This window comes from Faecalicatena sp. (assembly GCF_058819085.1).
The window spans coordinates 279989-297476 of sequence record NZ_JBZUUL010000002.1; the positions used below are offsets into that span (position 1 = coordinate 279989).

Below are 17488 nucleotides of genomic sequence, written 5' to 3' on the forward strand. Positions count from 1 at the left end.
TCCTGTTTATTAAAATAATATTTAACTTACCAGAGTTAAAAATTTTTCTTTCATCACATTCGTCCCTCTAACCTCGTATGTAAAACTTATTTCCTTTCTATTTCGTATCAGTCTTTTGCTCCAACAGTTTGATTGAATCCAGATAATCCTGTTCCACCTCACTGAGCGTTTTAGACTTATATTTCCGATATTCTCCCGTCGCTTTATCGACAGCCTGCTTATGAGTAAAGCTTCCATTTCCAATCAACATTTGCTCACCACTCATTGTAAGAATACGATCCAGATGTTCTGCCCAATCCTTCATTGTCATCACCTGTTCCCGTTCTGCCTGGCGCTCCGCAAAATCCAGATAACCGGACACAAGTTGTCCCATTGCCCGAAGCTCTTTTTCATCTAGATAATTTTTCGCAACAACCGCTTCTTTCAAGGTTGGCTGATTCCCAGCAAACGTGGTAAGTCCCATAAATTCTTTTTCTGCATCAGCTCGATTGAAAATCACCTCCGCCGCTGTCTGTCCATGAATGGCATAATGAATTTTATTTTGAACCTTCTTAAAAAACTGGATAGAGATTTCTGCTTTTGGATCATAGTCAATGCTTGTAGCATAAATTTCTAAAATCTGACGATAAAACACTTTTTCGGATGCCCGAATATCACGAATCCGTTCCAACAGTTCCTTGAAATAACCGCCTCCACCCAGATTTTTCAAGCGTTCATCATCAAGAGCAAATCCTTTTCTCATATATTCCTTTAAAATTCCGGTTGCCCAAATACGGAACTGAGTGCCCCGTTTGGACTTTACACGATAGCCAACTGAAATAATTACATCAAGGTTATAAAATTCTACTGGCTTATCCGATTTTGCAATGTGCAAAATTTGCACATTGCTTTCTCTGGGAAGCTCACCTTCTTCAAAAACATTTTTTATATGCTTTGAAATAACAGAGCGATCTCGCTGAAATAATTCTGCCATCTGCGCCTTTGACAGCCATACCGTATCACCGTCAAAAGTTGCCTCGATCTTTGCCAATCCATCCTCTGTCGTGTAAATAATCATATCTGATTTTTTACCTTGTTCATCTCTACTGTTCATATCGCTCATCTCCACACACAATTTTTCACAAATCTTATCATTCTAAAATACTTTAACGCTTCTTTAAATACCTTATGCTTATTCGGCAGGCATTTTCTTCATTTGTCACTTTTTCTATGCAGAAGTTAAATCCGCTCCCGTTTCTCCCTGTCATCCATTTTATCATAGTTTTCATCAAAGGACAGCAGAATCTTATAAATCGTCTCTAACTAAAGATTCCTATTCTGCTATCCCCCTTCTCCTTCTCATAGCTTTTCTCTCTTCTTATATCTTCGTCGCATCCACAGCAACGCCTATATTTTTTCGTTTTATATTTTTAATTATTATGATAAAATTTTATATCTTTTGATGTTACATCAACTGTGGATTGAAATATTAGCTTAATCGCTTTGTATACAAAAAGGCTGACACTTTTATATGATTAAAAATCACATAAAATGCCAGCTCTTTGTATTTCTATATTCAATTATTTACTCCACACATCTCTCACAATATACAATACATCGTCTTTTTTATTCATTTTACCACCTACGCTTTACTAACCGGAAAAAAGCAAGAATCTCAGTTGTTACTGTCAAGTAATCGTTGGCAACTTTCTTTTTGTTTTATCTTTTTTGTTTAAGTAGCTTTTATTCTGGTACACTTCGGTACCTTGACGACATTTTTTTGAGCAACATCACAACTCTGCATGATGTTGCGTTGAGTGAACCCAAAACTAGTCAGCCTTAGGATCTTACGATACTTGGTCATAATTGTGACCTCCTTATAATGAATTTGCATCATGGATGCATAACATCATTATAAGATTTATAGAAACCGATTCCTTGACCGGAATCATGCTTTCTCATAAGACGGAACTTTGATTTCCAAACGCCGGAATACTCACGCTTTGATTCTGTGTGAAACCTGATACTTCTTAATCTCTTTATACAAAAGAATGATTATATTGTCAATCACACATTGCTTTGAATTTCCCACTCTTTCATTGCATTCCAAAATATCTGTTTTTTCTGCCAATAAGATTGATCTGCTTTATCACCTAATAACTCCTCAAAACTTCTTTGAAGATATAACACAAAATTTGTTATCAAGTGGATATATGATTCCACAAAAGTAAACCGATAAACTTTATTAACAGCATTTACTCCATGCGAGAAATCGCATAGCCACCGATAATCATTATATATACTTTTATCAATATATTCACATAAATCAAAAAACGTTGGCCTCTTTTTATTTATTATATCAGAAGTCCAACCATAGGCAGCTTTCAAATCACACTCATCGGATATGCCGCTTTCATGATATAACTCGTTAAAATCAATCTGAAACTGTTCATTATCAGCAACTTTCCCGTTCGATTTTCTCAGAAGATTACTAGTAGATATCATGGAGTACAAAAACCATTTCTGCCATACTCTTTCTTCTTCATATCTTTTAATAAAACATGCACATACATAATTTTCTACAATACATCTCTGCATCATCGCAAAAGATATAAAATTTCCTATTCGAGCACTATTATAAGCTTCTTTTGCATACATTACGATATTCTGAGCCCATATTATGCAGCACCCTTCATAAGAATCAAAATTACCGCCTACCTTCGGAAGACTTGTCTCAATAGATACTATTAGCTCATATACCAATTTAAGCAACTTTTTCTCTTCATAAACCAATTCTAAATTTGCTTCTTCACAGAAAAAATCTTCATCCGTCAGCATATATTTTTCATTTCACCTCCTGCAACCACATCATCCCGCAATTTCCATTGCTATTGGATATTTGTAATGCTTCACTTATGGATCCCACCCTTTTCTATTCCTTCAAATAAATTTTCTCTTCTATATCTTTGAACGCAGAATGAATAATAACAGGAAGAACTGCCATTATAGGATACTGTTTTAGGCATCCCGCTACCTTTTTAAGCATTCATGAATCTTATATAATTCATCATTTTCCGGTAAATCTTCAAGTACTATTTCAAACTCCTTTAAAAGTGACATATATTCCGTTTTATTCCCTGTTTGTGTTTTAGCACCATTAATAAATTCATATGCCCTTTCTTTTAAATCCTCCTTCGCTTCTTCTTTGGTAACCAACTCATTATGTGGATTCTCATTTACATTACTCTTAATGTTACAATCTTCTTTTGGCGTTTTATCCTTCAAGTAGTGTTCTTTATAAAAATGATCAACGCACAGCCAGCCTATAGATTCTGTAATTACGGCTGCTGTAATTGCATTACTTGCATTACCAATCCCTGGTACCCATCCCCATACAGTTTGTGCTACACCTCTACCAACAAAATTACCGATAAAACCGCCTAATAAGCCTTTTGCTATACCCTTAGTAATTTCTTGCTCAAACACTTTTCCCAACGAAATAATCATAATTCTCTGTATTGGCGTAATCACTGCATTATCTGCTAGCGGAATCTGTGCTAATCCCGCACCGACACCGATAGCGGACACATTTGCTGTATGAATAACCGCATGACATGCTTTCTGTTCTGCTGATGACAAAGCATACTTTGATTTAGTGATTTTTTTATTTGCCAAAATAGCCATCTCCTTGATTTTTCCTTTCACAAATCATCCCCAAATCCTTAATTAGCTTGTATAATCTGGCCATATTAATATTCTTATTGCTATATTCATCTGGCCAGCCTATCAATAGAACTTCTCCTCTTTTTCTAGTGGCTGTATAATCGACATTATTATAACTATGTAACAGTTTGATTTTATTTTTATAGATGAGTAAAAGACCCTCGCTGGTCAAAACAAGATCACAATCTTTCTTGGTTTTATCATCGATAATTCCTAATGCTTTTTCCTTCAATCCTCCAGCATCTAATTTTGAATTTTCAAAGTATAAATCAAATTCATCACTTCCAGGAATCAAAATATTCACTTCACTACTAATCCCTTGTGACAATTCTGATGCAGCCTGTTTTACTATATTTTTCATTTCCGAAATGTAATATTTTCGTTCGTTTTCGTTAACTCCATCCAAGCCAAATATGTCATAACTTAAATATGCTTTCACTTCCTTTGCCCGCTTTTCATCTGAACTTCTGCTACCACTTAGTGATATATCATGCTTTTGGCAAAACTCTGCTAAATTGTATTCGGCCCTTTCCACGCTCTCCATTGAAGTCATACTATCGATTGCATTCATAATAGTCTCTTTTAAATCAGTTAACAATGTGCCCATAAATTCCTTAAAACTCATCTCATTCCGCATAGTAATATAATCCGCTATGGTAAAACTATTCGAATCCATATTCTCTTGTATTCTCTTCAATATTGGACGCTTTTGAATAATATTAGCTCTTACGGATACAGTGAGAGCATCATGATTTTCAGCTTTCTTCCAAAGTTCTAAATCATCACAAGCATCCATGACTTCGTTTAAAATATCTATATACTTAAACCTAAATCCGACTGATGCAAGTTCATGAACGAATTCATTACATTTTGTTGAATCCAGCAGAATTCTCTTAAAATCCGCTTCCCTTCTCATAATAGCCTGTTCGGAATAAGAAAAATAATCATCATAGTCTGAATAACCATAAGGTGCTGGCATAACTGAGTTAAATTTAATCGTATATTTGCGTGATAATTCATTGATGGCAGCACGATAATCCATCTGCAACTTTATCTTCTGATCAACCAAATATTCCAATTGAAGTCTGGAATCGTCTTCTATTCTATCCGGCATAGGAAATAAGTAGTCTGCATTACTCTCGCCAATTCTTAATTGCAAAGTCTTGTAATCAAATTTTGCCGTCTTACTATTTCCTGTCAAATATTGACTCACATAAATTCTACTCAATAATTTTGCATTTGTAATTGTGTTATAATCCTCGTTTACTAATTGTTTTAGCAATTCAGCTGCCTCGTTTGTGTTTCCAATCTTCAGGTATGCAATCGCACATAATTCCTTTACATCCAGAGAATTACCGGACATATCTACTGCAATATGAATCAATTCATCAATCTTTGGTTTGTTATCCGGATTTTCTTCTAACAGCAATAAATCAACATACTCTAAAGCAAATGAAGATGTCATTTGATCCTCTCTTAAGATGTTAAATTTATTGAGATTAGCATATTTCTGAAAGTGCATTTTTGCTTTTCGCCTATATTCTTCTCTCTCCCACTCCTCTAATGGTAATTCATCATTCTCAGCAATGTAACAAGCGGTATGCCCAAAGAAATACCAAAACGGTGGAAATGCTTCAAATTTACTTTGTATCGCCTCCAGCCTAACATATTTTCTTAATTCATCCTGATCCATTAAAATTTCATTATACTGTTTTATCTGTCTTTCTGTTAGTCTTAAGCGATCATCAAAATTATATTCTTCAGCAAGTTCCCACGCAGTCGTAAAAAGCTCTCTTCTAAGTGCATTGAACTGTTCTATAGCGGTTATCCTTAGTTCTAAGGCTTCTTTTTCTTTCTCATTTAACGCATTGTTTTTTTCTTTTCGGTAATTCATATATCCGATTCCAACCTGACTGGCCAATGAATAAGCAATAGCAGCTGGTCCTCCTGCAACAATCACATTGAGATTAGGAATGGCTGACCAAATTGCATTTTTCATCCTTTGTTGATATTTCTTTTCTATTTCTGACTTTCTGATTTCCTGTATTCTGAAAAAAGTTATTGTATTAAGCAATTCTACCAGAATATTTTTCAGTGCATCTGCCTTTGGCATCTTTTCTAAATTTAGATTATTTAAAATCGCATCATATTCCTGCTCCAATATGTATACATCATTATAATCAATAATTTGGGATACTGAGACAGTACACATATTTAATGCATATACTGCTCTTAATACGCTTTGATCCATCTCATCGATATCTTCTTTTTCCATTATATTATCCATCTTTCTTCCTCCCTTAAACGTCTATTTCTATAATTATTGGTAAATGATCTGATACTTCTTTCCGATAAGTATAATATTTTGAATTTTCATCCTTAATATGCTGTTCAACCGCATTGATAGTATGAACGCTTCCAGGTACAATTTGATCTCTGACTCTACTATCATACGAAAAATGATCGTAATTGTTTGCAAATCCATCTTCATTGCTTTTTAAAGTTGAGAGTTCATCCTGAACAGTATAAATAGTACAATAGGAATCATTATTATTAGTGATCATCCTTCCTGATGTGTCAAAACATGCTACAGACGGCATATAGGCTTTTTTCGCCGGACTTGTTCTTAAATTCAAATTATAATCTCCCAAGATTATGGTGTATGGAGAAGTACAGTTTATGTCCTTATAATATTCACTAATTCTTGGATATATCTGACCTGCTAGTATTTGAAATTCATGATTTCTCATTTCAATAGCTCCACAATCCAGATCAATATCTAAACTATCTGCATTTGGTTTCCCATATACAATATGTGTTGTAATAAGTCGAATTTCTGCAGGCCGGCCTTTGACAATAAATCTTCCATAACACGGGTCTCGCATTAATCTAATCAATCCTGAACTGCTGTCAGTTTTGTAATTTCTCCATATTCTAGGAAATACTTTACTTCCTTTATCATTTAACGGCAATTCAAACTTAGTTGTATTCCACAAAAAAGCATAACCTTCTCCTCTGGAATCTCCTCCTAAAAAAGGATAATTCTTTGCGCTAGTTTCGGGATCTCTCCAGCAAATGCCCCAATCTTTACCCAAACGACTTTTTAGCGAATAATCATATGCTTTTGCCTGTCCAGAAACACTTTTTGAATTTATCCCCGTCAGTATTTTTCCTTCACTTAATACTTCCTGCATTGCAACAATATCTAACTCGTTTTCTAATATAATAGCCGCAATTCTATCCAAATCGCGCCCAGTTGCCAAAGAAAGATTCTTAACATTAAACGAACCTACTTTAAATGACATTATCATCCCTCCAATACTTCAATATTTGCTCCTTGACTTTTCATCCAATACATGCAAATACTTGATATGCTCAATACGATATATAGTGTGGAAGGCGTCATTAATCACATCAAACCCCTTCCAAACATCGTCATTATCAATAATTGTTACATATCCTTCAATGATCATTCACCTCTAACAGAAAAAAAGCACTGCCACTATTGGCAATGCAATCAATATATAACTGGCTACCATTTTACAAATCCCATAGCTTCGTGTCATATAAATTATTGTATTCTTTTAAGCAAAGTTTGTCAAATACCAGTTGTATATTTTTTCTGTTTTTCTCCTCATTATCTGCAACTTTTTATAATCTTTTCACAATTAATTGTAAGTTTATTACCATTTACATCTGCCATTATAACTGCATTTGTTTCTTGCTCATATCTATAAAAGTTATATTTTATATTCCCCTCATTGCTTATTTACCAGCCATCTGTTTTTCCTGCTAATCTCTTGCAAATAACCAACTTAATATTTCCGTTATCTTGCTAATCTTCTGTAGTCTTTCATAATATACAACTGGATTTCAGGTGAAATCCAAGTTGCAAAAGACATGGCAATATCACTTTGCGAACTTCTAACAAGTATAATCTGAGTTTCCTATACTACTCCCCCAGCCAATTCCCCCGAATCTCTTCTTCCAGCGTCATAAACATCCCGTAATACTTCTTACGCACATCTCTCACAATATCTAGTGCAACCCCCTTATTATAAGCTTGTGCCACATTATTCCTGCTTGCCAGCGCATCCAGCCACAGTTTTTCATCCTTTATCATCCCTGCTTTATAAGCTGTTTTCAAAACCTTTCGCGGAGACCCCGTCGCACTTTCATCGAATCCGTTTGCCTCTAAGACTTCCTTCATGGCTTTCCATGACTGTTCAAAACAGATCTCATATAAAGCAGTCAGCCCTGTCAGCACAACATTACTATATGGTTCATCATATTCATAAATATCTTTCAGATTTTTCAAAGCAAGGCAGAAATTATCAAACTTCTTCATAAAGAATCCTCCCCTCATCCTGAATTATCTTCCTCAATTCGTCTTGTACAGTTTTATCCATATTTACCACGTCATATTCTAAAAGGGTGCTCGTTTCCTCATCTACGGCACTTGAAAATCCGGCTATATCTCCACCTGATACAGCCAGATCGATATCGCTTGTCCTTTTGAAATCGCCTCTGGCTCTTGACCCAAATAAAACGACTTTGTTGAGCTTGTATTTTAGGGCGAGGCTTCGAATTTCATTCAAAACAACCTCGCTAATCCCCGTATCCTCTAATGTCTGTTTTCTCACTTTGAGCTTCCTGCTCCCATTTTGAACTTTTTGAAGGAGGCATACCGTCTCCACATGCACCGTCTCACAAAACTGATCCACCGCCACGCATTTCACGACTTCATACCCTCTCCCCTGTATCATCTCCAGATCTCTCGCCAGGCTTGTCACCTTACATGAAATATAAACGATCTTATCCACCTGATAATCCAGGATCTTAGGCAGTGCCTTCGGGTGGATCCCGTCTCTTGGCGGATCAAGCACGATCACATCCGGCTTCTCTTCTATCTCATCCAGCACTTTAAACACATCCCCCGCAATAAACCTGCAGTTATGAAGGCCGTTCCTCGCAGCATTCACTTTGGCCGCCTCAACAGCCTCCTCAATGATCTCGACCCCGATCACCTGCTTTGCCACCGGAGCCAGCACCTGCGCGATCGTACCGGTCCCGCTGAAAAGATCGAACACCGTCATATCTTTAATGTCCCCGATATACTCCCGAACCGTGCGGTATAGCACCTCAGCACCTCTGGAATTCGGCTGAAAAAAGGAAAACGGCGTAATTTTAAATTCCATCCCCAGGATCTTCTCATAGAAGTAATCCTGACCATATAAAATCTTCGTCTCATCACTCTGCACCACATCTGAAAGAGAATCATTCAATATATGAAGGATCCCCACGATCTTCCCATCCAATTTAAGACTCAAAAGCTCCTCCACAAGTCCCTTCAGATCATGCTCTTCCTGGGTCGTTGTCACTAAGTTTACCAGGATCTCCCCGGTCGTATCCCCGCGTCTTAACAGCAGATGGCGCAGATATCCCTCATGCTGCATTTTTTTATAGTACCCCACACCGCGGGATCTAAAATATTCCAGCACACACAGCAGGATCTTGTTCATATCAGGATGCACCAACCTGCAGTCTCCGGCTGTCAGCACATCATAAGTACTTCCTTTCTTATGAAGTCCCAGTGAGAGCGGCCCATCCTTATACTCGTCCCCAAAGGAAAACTCCATCTTGTTCCGGTACTCAAATTCCTTCGGACTCGCCTTAATCCCCTGAAAATCATATTCTGTTTCTGCCGCAGCATCCAGAATCTCTTTCACCTGTCCGGCCTTCATCTTTAGCTGCTCCTCATAAGGCATCGTCTGATACATACAGCCGCCGCAGGCAGGAAAAATACTGCAGACCGGCTCTCTTTTTTCAAGCTCAGACTTCTCCAGCACCTCCAGAAGCCGTCCTTCCGCATTTCCTCTTTTAAACTTATTCACCACAAAACGGATCTTCTGCCCGGGAATCCCATTCTTTACTGTTACATACCGCTCTTCCTCCGGTATCCATACCAGACCTTTATTTGGAAATTCCACCTTTTCGATCGTGCCTTCAAAAACCTGTCCTTTTTTCATCTCTACCTCCAACTGCTCACATCTATTCTATATCATGACTCACGGTTCAAAAGGAATTTTGCCCCCTGATACCTGCGGATCGTTACACACGTCCCGGTATCGTATCATAAAAATAGACAGGGTGCGCAAGCTTCCACATCCTGTCCATTATTCGTTTCCTTCATGCGGTTGTCTATACCTGATCTTCCTCGCTGAAATAATCATCAAAATCATCATCGAAATCTTCTTCAAAATCTTCCAGGTAATCTGGTGTGAAGAAACGGTATACTGCATATGCAATACCAGCTACTGCTGCCACTGCTCCAACGATTGCCAGAACCCAGAGTACTGTATTTTTCTGCTTTTCGTCTTCCTTCTTACGCAGTAATTCATTCAGTTTTGTCTCAGCGATTAATTCCTCTACTTTGCTCATATTATCCACGTCCTTTCCCCATCTTGTCAAAACAGGTTCATTTTTAGTTATTATATCACTATCATTTTCAGATTACTACTCATTTATGCCAAATTTTCTTTAAATCTTAAACAAACTTAAGCCCCTGATCCAGGTTCAGCCACAAAACTGCCTGCAAAGCTTCGTGTTTACACTTTTTGTAAACGTGCAAAAGAGGCAAACATTTTCTTTACTCCTGCAGCATCGAACTGCACGGTCACCTCATAGTCACGTCCGCCCTCTGTGATGTCGGTCACAAGTCCTTCCCCGAACTTCATATGCTTCACTCTGTCACCGATCGTATAATCCAGTCCCTTTTCCTTTGTCACAGTAAACTGCTTTGCCGTTTTTCCTGTGGAAAATGCTTTCTGCTTAAACACCTGCTTCGCCTGGAAATAAGCGTTCTGGGTCGGCATCTCAGTCTCTTCCGCAAAAGCGGTTCCTGCCTCCATCAGCTCTGCAGGGATCTCTTTCAGGAACCGGGACATTTTATTGTACTGAGTCTCCCCGCGGATCATACGCCTTCTGGCACAGCTGACTGTCAGGTCTTTTTCTGCACGTGTGATCCCCACATAACAAAGGCGCCGTTCCTCCTCCAGATCCTCGTTATCATCGGAGGTGATGGTCATATAACTTGGAAACAGACCGTCCTCCATTCCTGCCAGATAGACATGGGGGAATTCCAGTCCCTTTGCACTGTGAAGTGTCATCAGGATCACATAATCCTGTTCCTCATCCAGACTGTCGATATCTGCTACCAGAGCAACCTCCTCCAAGAATCCACTCAGGGTCGGTTTTTCATCCTGATCTGCACAGGTTTCCTCATAGGCTGCGATCTTACTGATCAGCTCTTCAATATTTTCAATCCTTGCCTGCGCATCTTCCTTATCATCAGCCTCCAGATCTTCCACATAACCTGTCTTCTCGATAATTTCCTTCATCAGATCAGAAAGGCTTTCCTTCCCGGCCACGCCCTTGAAATATTCGATCAGCGCCACAAAGGAGTCCAGCTTTGCCGCGCTCCTTCCAATATTCGGGATCAGATCCAGCCCTTTGAGTGCTTCGTAAAAGCCGATTTCTCTTTCCAGGGCAGATTCCTGCACCCGGTTGATCGTTGTCAGGCCGATTCCTCTTTTCGGGACATTAATGATACGGCGCACTGCCAGATCATCTTTCCCATTATCAATCGTCTTCAAATATGCCAGCAGATCCTTGATCTCGCGGCGTGCATAGAAATTGATGCCGCCCACGATCTTGTATGGGATATTTCCGGCTACAAACCGTTCCTCAAACAAACGGGACTGCGCATTGGTCCGATACAGGATCGCATGTTCATTATATGCTGCGCCGTCATTTACGTGCTTTATGATATCCTCCGCAATAAAATCAGCCTCGTCGTATGCGGTATCAAACTGGCGGAATTGAATCTTTTCGCCCTCGCCGTTATCCGTCCACAGAGACTTCTCCTTACGGCCCACATTATTACTGATCACAGCATTTGCCGCATTCAAAATATTACTCGTTGAGCGGTAATTTTGTTCCAGCTTAATGACCCTTGCATCATGGAATTCCTTCTCAAAATTCAGGATATTCTTGATATTCGCTCCCCGAAACTTGTAGATCGACTGGTCATCATCACCAACTACACATAGATTCTTATATTTTCCTGCTAAAAGACTGACAAACTTAAACTGTACCGTGTTCGTATCCTGGTACTCGTCCACCATGATATAGCGGAAACGTTCCTGATAATATTCCAGCACATCCGGCTGCGTCTGCAGAAGCTGGACCGTCTTCACGAGCAGATCATCAAAATCCAGTGCGTTATTGGCCCGAAGCTGCTTTTCATACTCCATGTAAACCTTCGCGATCTTCTGTTTTCCATAATCCCCCGCCGCGTTCAATTCATACTCCTGCGGTGTGATCAGTTCATCTTTTGCAGAGGAAATGGCACTTAACAGATTCCTCTCCTTATAAACCTTGGTATCGATATCGATCAGCTTACACACATCCTTCATCAGCGTTTTCTGATCATCCGCGTCATAGATTGTAAAATTGTGATCATATCCCAGCCTGTCGATATGCCTTCTTAAAATGCGGACACAGGTGGAATGAAAGGTACTCACCCAGATGCTCTCAGAGCCGAAACCGACCAGATTGTCCACACGTTCCCGCATCTCTCCTGCCGCCTTATTGGTAAATGTGATGGCCAGGATGTTCCAGGGATTTACCCCCTTTTCTTCTATTAAATATGCGATTCTATGGGTCAGAACCCTTGTTTTCCCGGATCCCGCCCCTGCCAGTATCAAAAGTGGGCCGTCCGTATGAAAAACCGCCTCTCTCTGCTGTTCATTCAAAGTATTATAAATGCTCATATGTATCTCCTGTCTGCTCTGCACAAAACTTCATTTTACCCATTGGACCTATTCTGTCCGTCTCACCTTAGTGATTATAATATAAAACAGCCTTCCTGTCACGCAAAAAAGAACACCTTATATACTTCTCCTTTAGTTTCCCTCTCTTGCCTGGTAAGCGGTGCAGATCGTTGCTCCCTCTTCTTTACTTCTTCGCCCGAATCTGTTCAAGCCTCTCATCCATCGCTTTTAGGAGAGTTTCCGCGTCCATATCCCCCTCCAGATACCCGGGCAGATTTTCCGTAAAGAAATCATTCTGGATCTCCTGCTCCCACTTCATTTGATAATTGGGCATTACCGCAGCATTCTTCTTGACAGCATCGATATAGGCATTCTCTACCGCACTCAAATCTTCCTGGCTCATCAGCCTTTCTGTCTTTTCCAAGTCCTGCTGCACTCTAAATGCCAGAAGCTTGGCCGCCCCATCCGTGACCTTTGCATCATATCCCACTGTCATCGCCCATGCACTCATGCGCGGGGAATTCATCAGGATATTTCCAGGAAACGGAGAAAATTGCAATTTTTCCTTCACATTATCCGGTAATTCTTCTATCATCCAGTATCCGTTAGCAAAAATTGCAGCTTTTCCGTCACAAAATCGTTCTTCTGCTTCATCGTAATCGATTTCCACGGCATCGTCAAAGGTATACTCATACAACCGGTCCAGCATAGCCATCATTTCCTCCATCTCCGGATTCTGGTAACTGTCAGGAAAATCCTTATTTAAAAATTCCTTTCCCGCCGGCGTACCGTAAATGTAACTGGTCGCAAAAAGCATCGGCACCCAATAGCTGCCAGATCCATGCAGGGATATCGGCACGGTCCCTATTTTCTGAAGTGCATCCAGACACTCCCAGAATTCTTCCCAGGTCTCGGGAAAACGATCGTATCCTGCCAGCCTGAGAAGCTCTTTGTTATAAATAATGCCTGCGTAGGACTTCACCTCACTTCCCAGCGGTGCCAGATAGATCTCCCCGGACTCCTCTGTACAGTCTTTTAAGATCTCTGGCTTGACCGCAGCCTTCCACTCTGGAATCGCATCCATATACGGTCTTAAATTGACCAGCCTTTTATTTTCCACAAGCAGCCGGTAAAAATCATAGTCAAAACCGGCATCCGTAATAATGACCGGCATTTCATCCAGTACGTTCCACTGTTTTAGCTTCTCCCTGTATCCGCTCGCACTTTCCGTCAGCCACTCTACTTCTGCCTCGTACTCTCCTTTGTACTGCTCATTAAATCCTGCTGCAATCTCCTGGTTTTCACTCAGGTTTGTTGCCGGATTGATGAGAAAAGTGACGGGTATGGATGTAATCTTTTCCTTTTCTTCCACCTCTTTCTGCGGTGTGCTGCTGCATGCAGTAAACAGACACGCGGTTACTAAGAGCATGCCAAGAACGCTGCTCCCCCTTTTGATCCCTGTCTTTCTATCCTTCATCTTTAATATGATCTCCTGTCTGCACAAGTCCATTTTCCAGTTCTTCCAATTTGATCTTGAGCACGCAGCCGGTTACCTCTGTGCCAGCCTCATAACAGAAACTGATCTGATCGTTGTAGCGCAGGCGAAGTCGTTTCACAACGTTACAGATTCCAAAGCCGCCCTGCCGCCTCTGGATCAGCCGGTCCATCTCTTCCATGGATACCTGCTCCATCTGGTTTAATCTAACCAGCGCCTCCTGCTCAATGACAGTACCATTATTCTTCACGGAAAAGCAGAGATATCCCTCCTCCTGATACGCCCTGATCCATATCATCCCATCTGAATAAATATCCCGGAATCCGTGCTTGATACAGTTCTCCACGATCGGCTGCAGGATCATTTTCGTCACAAGAAGATGCTCTACCCCTGCCTCCGCATCGATTTCATACTGGAAAAGGTCTGCATTCCGAATCTTCTGAATCTCCAGATAAGAGCTTACATGTTCCAGCTCCTGGCTGACCTCAATGCTTTCCCTGCCGTTGCTTAAGTTGATCCGCAGAAACTTAGACAATGACTGCGTCATCTTCATGATGGTTTCTTCCTTCTGGATTCTTGCCAGCATATAGATCGTATCCAGCGTATTATATAAAAAATGCGGACGTATCTGATAGAGCATCGTCTGCATCTCACTGTCCTTGAGCTCCTTTTCCTTGTGCATCACGTCATTCATAAGACTTTTGACCTTTGCAGTCATCTTATTGTACGCCTGCCCGATCAGATCCAGCTCCGTGTTCGTATCCAATGAAACCTTATCCTCCAGCTTACTGTCATCAAATGACCGCATCGTAGAGCTTAAATACTGGATCGGCCTGGTCAGCCTGTCTGTAAATGCCGCGACACCCAGAATCGTCAATACATACATAAACCCAAAGATCAGCCCCATGACAATCCGGATCTCCCTGATGATCTGATTCGTAATACTTCCCGGTGCATAGGTGACCACGGTAAACTGTGTCTTCTCATCTGTCTTACCGCTCAAGATCCCATGCCTGAGGTCATTCGAGATTAAGATCTGTGCTTCTTCCTGCTCCTCTTCCCGCTCCTCCCGGGGACCGGTCACCTGTTCCAGTTCCTGCTGCCATCCCTCCGCCATACTCTCAGGAAGCTTCTTGAAACAGACCTCCTGATTCGGATTCACGATAAAATAGGCCAGCTCCTCATTTTCCGCACTCTCGCGCACTGCCTCCATGACCTTATCATTGAGCTTTAGAATCAAGACTCCCGCATCATGCACAGAGTTCATCTCGTGGATGTAGCGCACCGCAAAAAAGCTCATCTCGTTCGTTCCAAAGATCACATCCCTGGTCCAGAGAATCTTTGTTTTCGAATACTCTTCACCCAGACTTTTATATATAGTGCTTCTTTTAAATTTTTCCATATCCAGACGGACATCCCTCTGCGAATAAAGGTTTCCCTTATTATCGATCACCACATAGGAATCCAGAAAACTCTTATTATAATAAGAAAGAGTCTTCTCCAGCATTTCCCGGTCTGCCGGGGTGATCGGCTGGTTCGTCAAGGTCTTCTGCACATAATCGTTGGTGATAAAATCCGCTGTCAGTGCATTCAACTCTTCATAAATACTTCCAAAAGCTCCTAATACTTTATCATTCAGATAGGAGTACTGCTCCGTCAAAAATTCCCTTGTATTATCTTTTACGACCTTATCAATTCCCAGATACGTCAGGAAAAAAATGATCCCGAAAATCAGGGAAATGGTGAAAACTGCTTTCTTTTTGATTCCGAAGAAATATTTCCTGTACCTGCCAGATCTCATGTTTCCAGGCTCCTTTTATATTCACTGGGAAGGATTCCCGTATACTGCTTAAATACCTGTGAAAAATAGGAGGGGTTGGGGATTCCCACCTGCACACAGATATTTGCAATGCTCTCCTTGTCCTCCAGAAGCATTTCCTTCGCCTTTTCCATCCGCATATTCTGGACATACCGCTTAAATGGCATCTTCATCACATTCTTGAAAATCCTGCCGAAATAAACCTGATTCAGATACACGTGCTCCGACACACTTCCGATGGACAGATTTTCATCCTGAAGATTCTCCCTGATATACTCCAATGCCACAGGGATGTAATCCTGAAAATACTGCTCCGTCGAGCTTTCCTCCATACTGCTGCGGAGCTCGATGATATGTAAAAACAGCTGGTATAGTATACTGACCCCCTTCGGCGGCATCACCGTATCCACAGCATCATAAAAGTTGCAAAAGCTCTGCTTCATCTCCTCACTCAGTCCATAAGAATCTTCCATAGAAAATTCCACGCGGACGGCAAGTCTGCGCAGATATACACGCACCGCATTTTCCTCCTTTGGAAGGATATAAACAAACTTTTCATAGGCACGCTTCATCTGTCCGCTGTCATTTTTCCTGAGAGCCCCCAGGATCTGCGTCTCCACATCCAGGGAATATTGGTTCTTTGTCTTAAGCGGAACCTTTCCCTCCATAGAAAGAAGCCCGGCTCCGGCCTCTGCTGCCACCTCAAACAAATGCACTGACTGTACATAGGCATCCTTAAGCCCCTCCAGTCCCGTCTCACTGTTCGAAAGAGTTGAGATCATATCCCCTTTTAACTCTGTCCGCAGGTCTGTCAGAATGATTTTCAGCGGCTCCACCCTGCCGTTCTCACCCAGATCCACGATATAGCAGGTCGCTCCCTCCTGTGTCTTCTTGGTCCAGACCTGGTACTTCTCCTTGAGCCTCTTATAAAGGCTCGTATCCAGGACATACTGCTTCATATCAAATTCCTTCTGGTTTACCACACGCTGAACAATATCGATCCCCGCCGTGATCACGGCAAATGAATGCTCCATCTCCTTTTCCCTGGACAGACTGACGAAAAACTCCGAAAGTTCCTGAATATCCATGGCATCGTCCAGATACTTCCCAACCATCTGATTCAGGAAATTATCCTTATCCTCCAGAAGTACTTTTTCCCAAAGTGAATAATTCTTCTCTTTAAACTTCTTCTCCGTACACATCTCGTAGATTTCAGACATGGTACGTTTTAGTTCATCCTCATCAATGGGCTTCACCAGATATGACAGCGCCCCGTTCTGGCATGCCTTCTGTGCATATTCAAAGTCGCGGTATGCACTGATCACGACAAAGTTGGTCTTCATATCCATAGCCTTCACCTTCTCGATCAGTCTTAACCCGTCCATCTTCTTCATCCGCACATCCGTCAGGACCACATCCGGATCTTTCATCGGAATATCCTTAAGTGCCTCTTCCCCGTCGCGCGCCCAGCCAACCACTTCAAAGCCCATGCGCTCCCAGTCATATGTCTCTAAAAGTCCCTTTAAAATAATCGGTTCATCATCCACTAAATATAAAGTAAGCAGTTCCATCATATCCGCCCCCCTTCTGTCAATACATCTTCTACGACATTTTGTGAATCATGCATAACCATCATGA

General features: G+C 41.0%; 12 protein-coding genes. All 12 read right to left on the minus strand.

Annotation, left to right across the window (positions count from 1 at the left end; translation table 11 throughout):
* Nucleotides 1-97: 97 nt before the first annotated feature.
* Nucleotides 98-1093, minus strand: coding sequence for a virulence RhuM family protein (locus AC4OGX_RS01375; RefSeq protein WP_493328001.1), 996 nt, complete (start codon nucleotides 1091-1093; stop codon nucleotides 98-100).
* A 953-nt stretch (nucleotides 1094-2046) separates the two neighbouring features.
* Nucleotides 2047-2817 carry a DUF5677 domain-containing protein gene (locus tag AC4OGX_RS01380; protein ID WP_493328002.1) on the minus strand — a complete coding sequence of 257 codons (771 nt, stop codon included), beginning with the start codon at nucleotides 2815-2817 and terminating at the stop codon, nucleotides 2047-2049.
* Nucleotides 2818-3009: 192 nt separating this feature from the next.
* The gene (locus AC4OGX_RS01385) at nucleotides 3010-3654 is read right to left on the minus strand and encodes a hypothetical protein (RefSeq protein WP_493328003.1); all 645 of its coding nucleotides are present in this window, start codon (nucleotides 3652-3654) and stop codon (nucleotides 3010-3012) included.
* On the minus strand, nucleotides 3644-5989 hold the full coding sequence (locus AC4OGX_RS01390; protein ID WP_493328004.1) for a hypothetical protein: 2346 nt from the start codon (nucleotides 5987-5989) through the stop codon (nucleotides 3644-3646). Before AC4OGX_RS01390 ends, AC4OGX_RS01385 begins: the two co-directional genes overlap by 11 nt.
* 13 nt (nucleotides 5990-6002) lie before the next feature.
* Nucleotides 6003-7007, minus strand: coding sequence for an endonuclease/exonuclease/phosphatase family protein (locus AC4OGX_RS01395; RefSeq protein ID WP_493328005.1), 1005 nt, complete (start codon nucleotides 7005-7007; stop codon nucleotides 6003-6005).
* A 647-nt stretch (nucleotides 7008-7654) separates the two neighbouring features.
* A complete protein-coding gene (locus tag AC4OGX_RS01400; protein WP_493328006.1) occupies nucleotides 7655-8050 on the minus strand; it encodes an HI0074 family nucleotidyltransferase substrate-binding subunit in 396 nt (131 codons plus the stop codon).
* Entirely contained in the window at nucleotides 8037-9731 is a 1695-nt protein-coding gene (rlmD, locus tag AC4OGX_RS01405) for a 23S rRNA (uracil(1939)-C(5))-methyltransferase RlmD (RefSeq protein WP_493328007.1), read from the minus strand. Before rlmD ends, AC4OGX_RS01400 begins: the two co-directional genes overlap by 14 nt.
* A gap of 172 nt (nucleotides 9732-9903) precedes the next feature.
* The gene (locus AC4OGX_RS01410) at nucleotides 9904-10143 is read right to left on the minus strand and encodes a hypothetical protein (protein WP_216242767.1); all 240 of its coding nucleotides are present in this window, start codon (nucleotides 10141-10143) and stop codon (nucleotides 9904-9906) included.
* A 167-nt stretch (nucleotides 10144-10310) separates the two neighbouring features.
* On the minus strand, nucleotides 10311-12536 hold the full coding sequence (gene pcrA, locus AC4OGX_RS01415; RefSeq protein WP_493328008.1) for a DNA helicase PcrA: 2226 nt from the start codon (nucleotides 12534-12536) through the stop codon (nucleotides 10311-10313).
* 184 nt (nucleotides 12537-12720) lie between these two features.
* Nucleotides 12721-14013, minus strand: coding sequence for an ABC transporter substrate-binding protein (locus AC4OGX_RS01420; RefSeq protein WP_493328009.1), 1293 nt, complete (start codon nucleotides 14011-14013; stop codon nucleotides 12721-12723).
* Nucleotides 14003-15832, minus strand: coding sequence for a sensor histidine kinase (locus AC4OGX_RS01425; protein ID WP_493328010.1), 1830 nt, complete (start codon nucleotides 15830-15832; stop codon nucleotides 14003-14005). Before AC4OGX_RS01425 ends, AC4OGX_RS01420 begins: the two co-directional genes overlap by 11 nt.
* Nucleotides 15829-17424, minus strand: coding sequence for a response regulator transcription factor (locus tag AC4OGX_RS01430; RefSeq protein WP_493328011.1), 1596 nt, complete (start codon nucleotides 17422-17424; stop codon nucleotides 15829-15831). The genes AC4OGX_RS01425 and AC4OGX_RS01430 overlap by 4 nt, the downstream gene beginning before the upstream one ends.
* Nucleotides 17425-17488 lie beyond the last annotated feature (64 nt).

Bases quoted from the DNA above. Each gene is read 5' to 3' on its own strand.
- AC4OGX_RS01375 (WP_493328001.1), bottom strand. From the start codon at position 1,093: ATGAACAGTAGAGATGAACAAGGTAAAAAATCAGATATGATTATTTAC.
- rlmD (WP_493328007.1), bottom strand. From the start codon at position 9,731: ATGAAAAAAGGACAGGTTTTTGAAGGCACGATCGAAAAGGTGGAATTT.
- AC4OGX_RS01390 (WP_493328004.1), bottom strand. From the start codon at position 5,989: ATGGATAATATAATGGAAAAAGAAGATATCGATGAGATGGATCAAAGC.
- AC4OGX_RS01425 (WP_493328010.1), bottom strand. From the start codon at position 15,832: ATGAGATCTGGCAGGTACAGGAAATATTTCTTCGGAATCAAAAAGAAA.
- AC4OGX_RS01410 (WP_216242767.1), bottom strand. From the start codon at position 10,143: ATGAGCAAAGTAGAGGAATTAATCGCTGAGACAAAACTGAATGAATTA.
- AC4OGX_RS01430 (WP_493328011.1), bottom strand. From the start codon at position 17,424: ATGATGGAACTGCTTACTTTATATTTAGTGGATGATGAACCGATTATT.
- pcrA (WP_493328008.1), bottom strand. From the start codon at position 12,536: ATGAGCATTTATAATACTTTGAATGAACAGCAGAGAGAGGCGGTTTTT.
- AC4OGX_RS01380 (WP_493328002.1), bottom strand. From the start codon at position 2,817: ATGCTGACGGATGAAGATTTTTTCTGTGAAGAAGCAAATTTAGAATTG.
- AC4OGX_RS01395 (WP_493328005.1), bottom strand. From the start codon at position 7,007: ATGTCATTTAAAGTAGGTTCGTTTAATGTTAAGAATCTTTCTTTGGCA.
- AC4OGX_RS01420 (WP_493328009.1), bottom strand. From the start codon at position 14,013: ATGAAGGATAGAAAGACAGGGATCAAAAGGGGGAGCAGCGTTCTTGGC.
- AC4OGX_RS01400 (WP_493328006.1), bottom strand. From the start codon at position 8,050: ATGAAGAAGTTTGATAATTTCTGCCTTGCTTTGAAAAATCTGAAAGAT.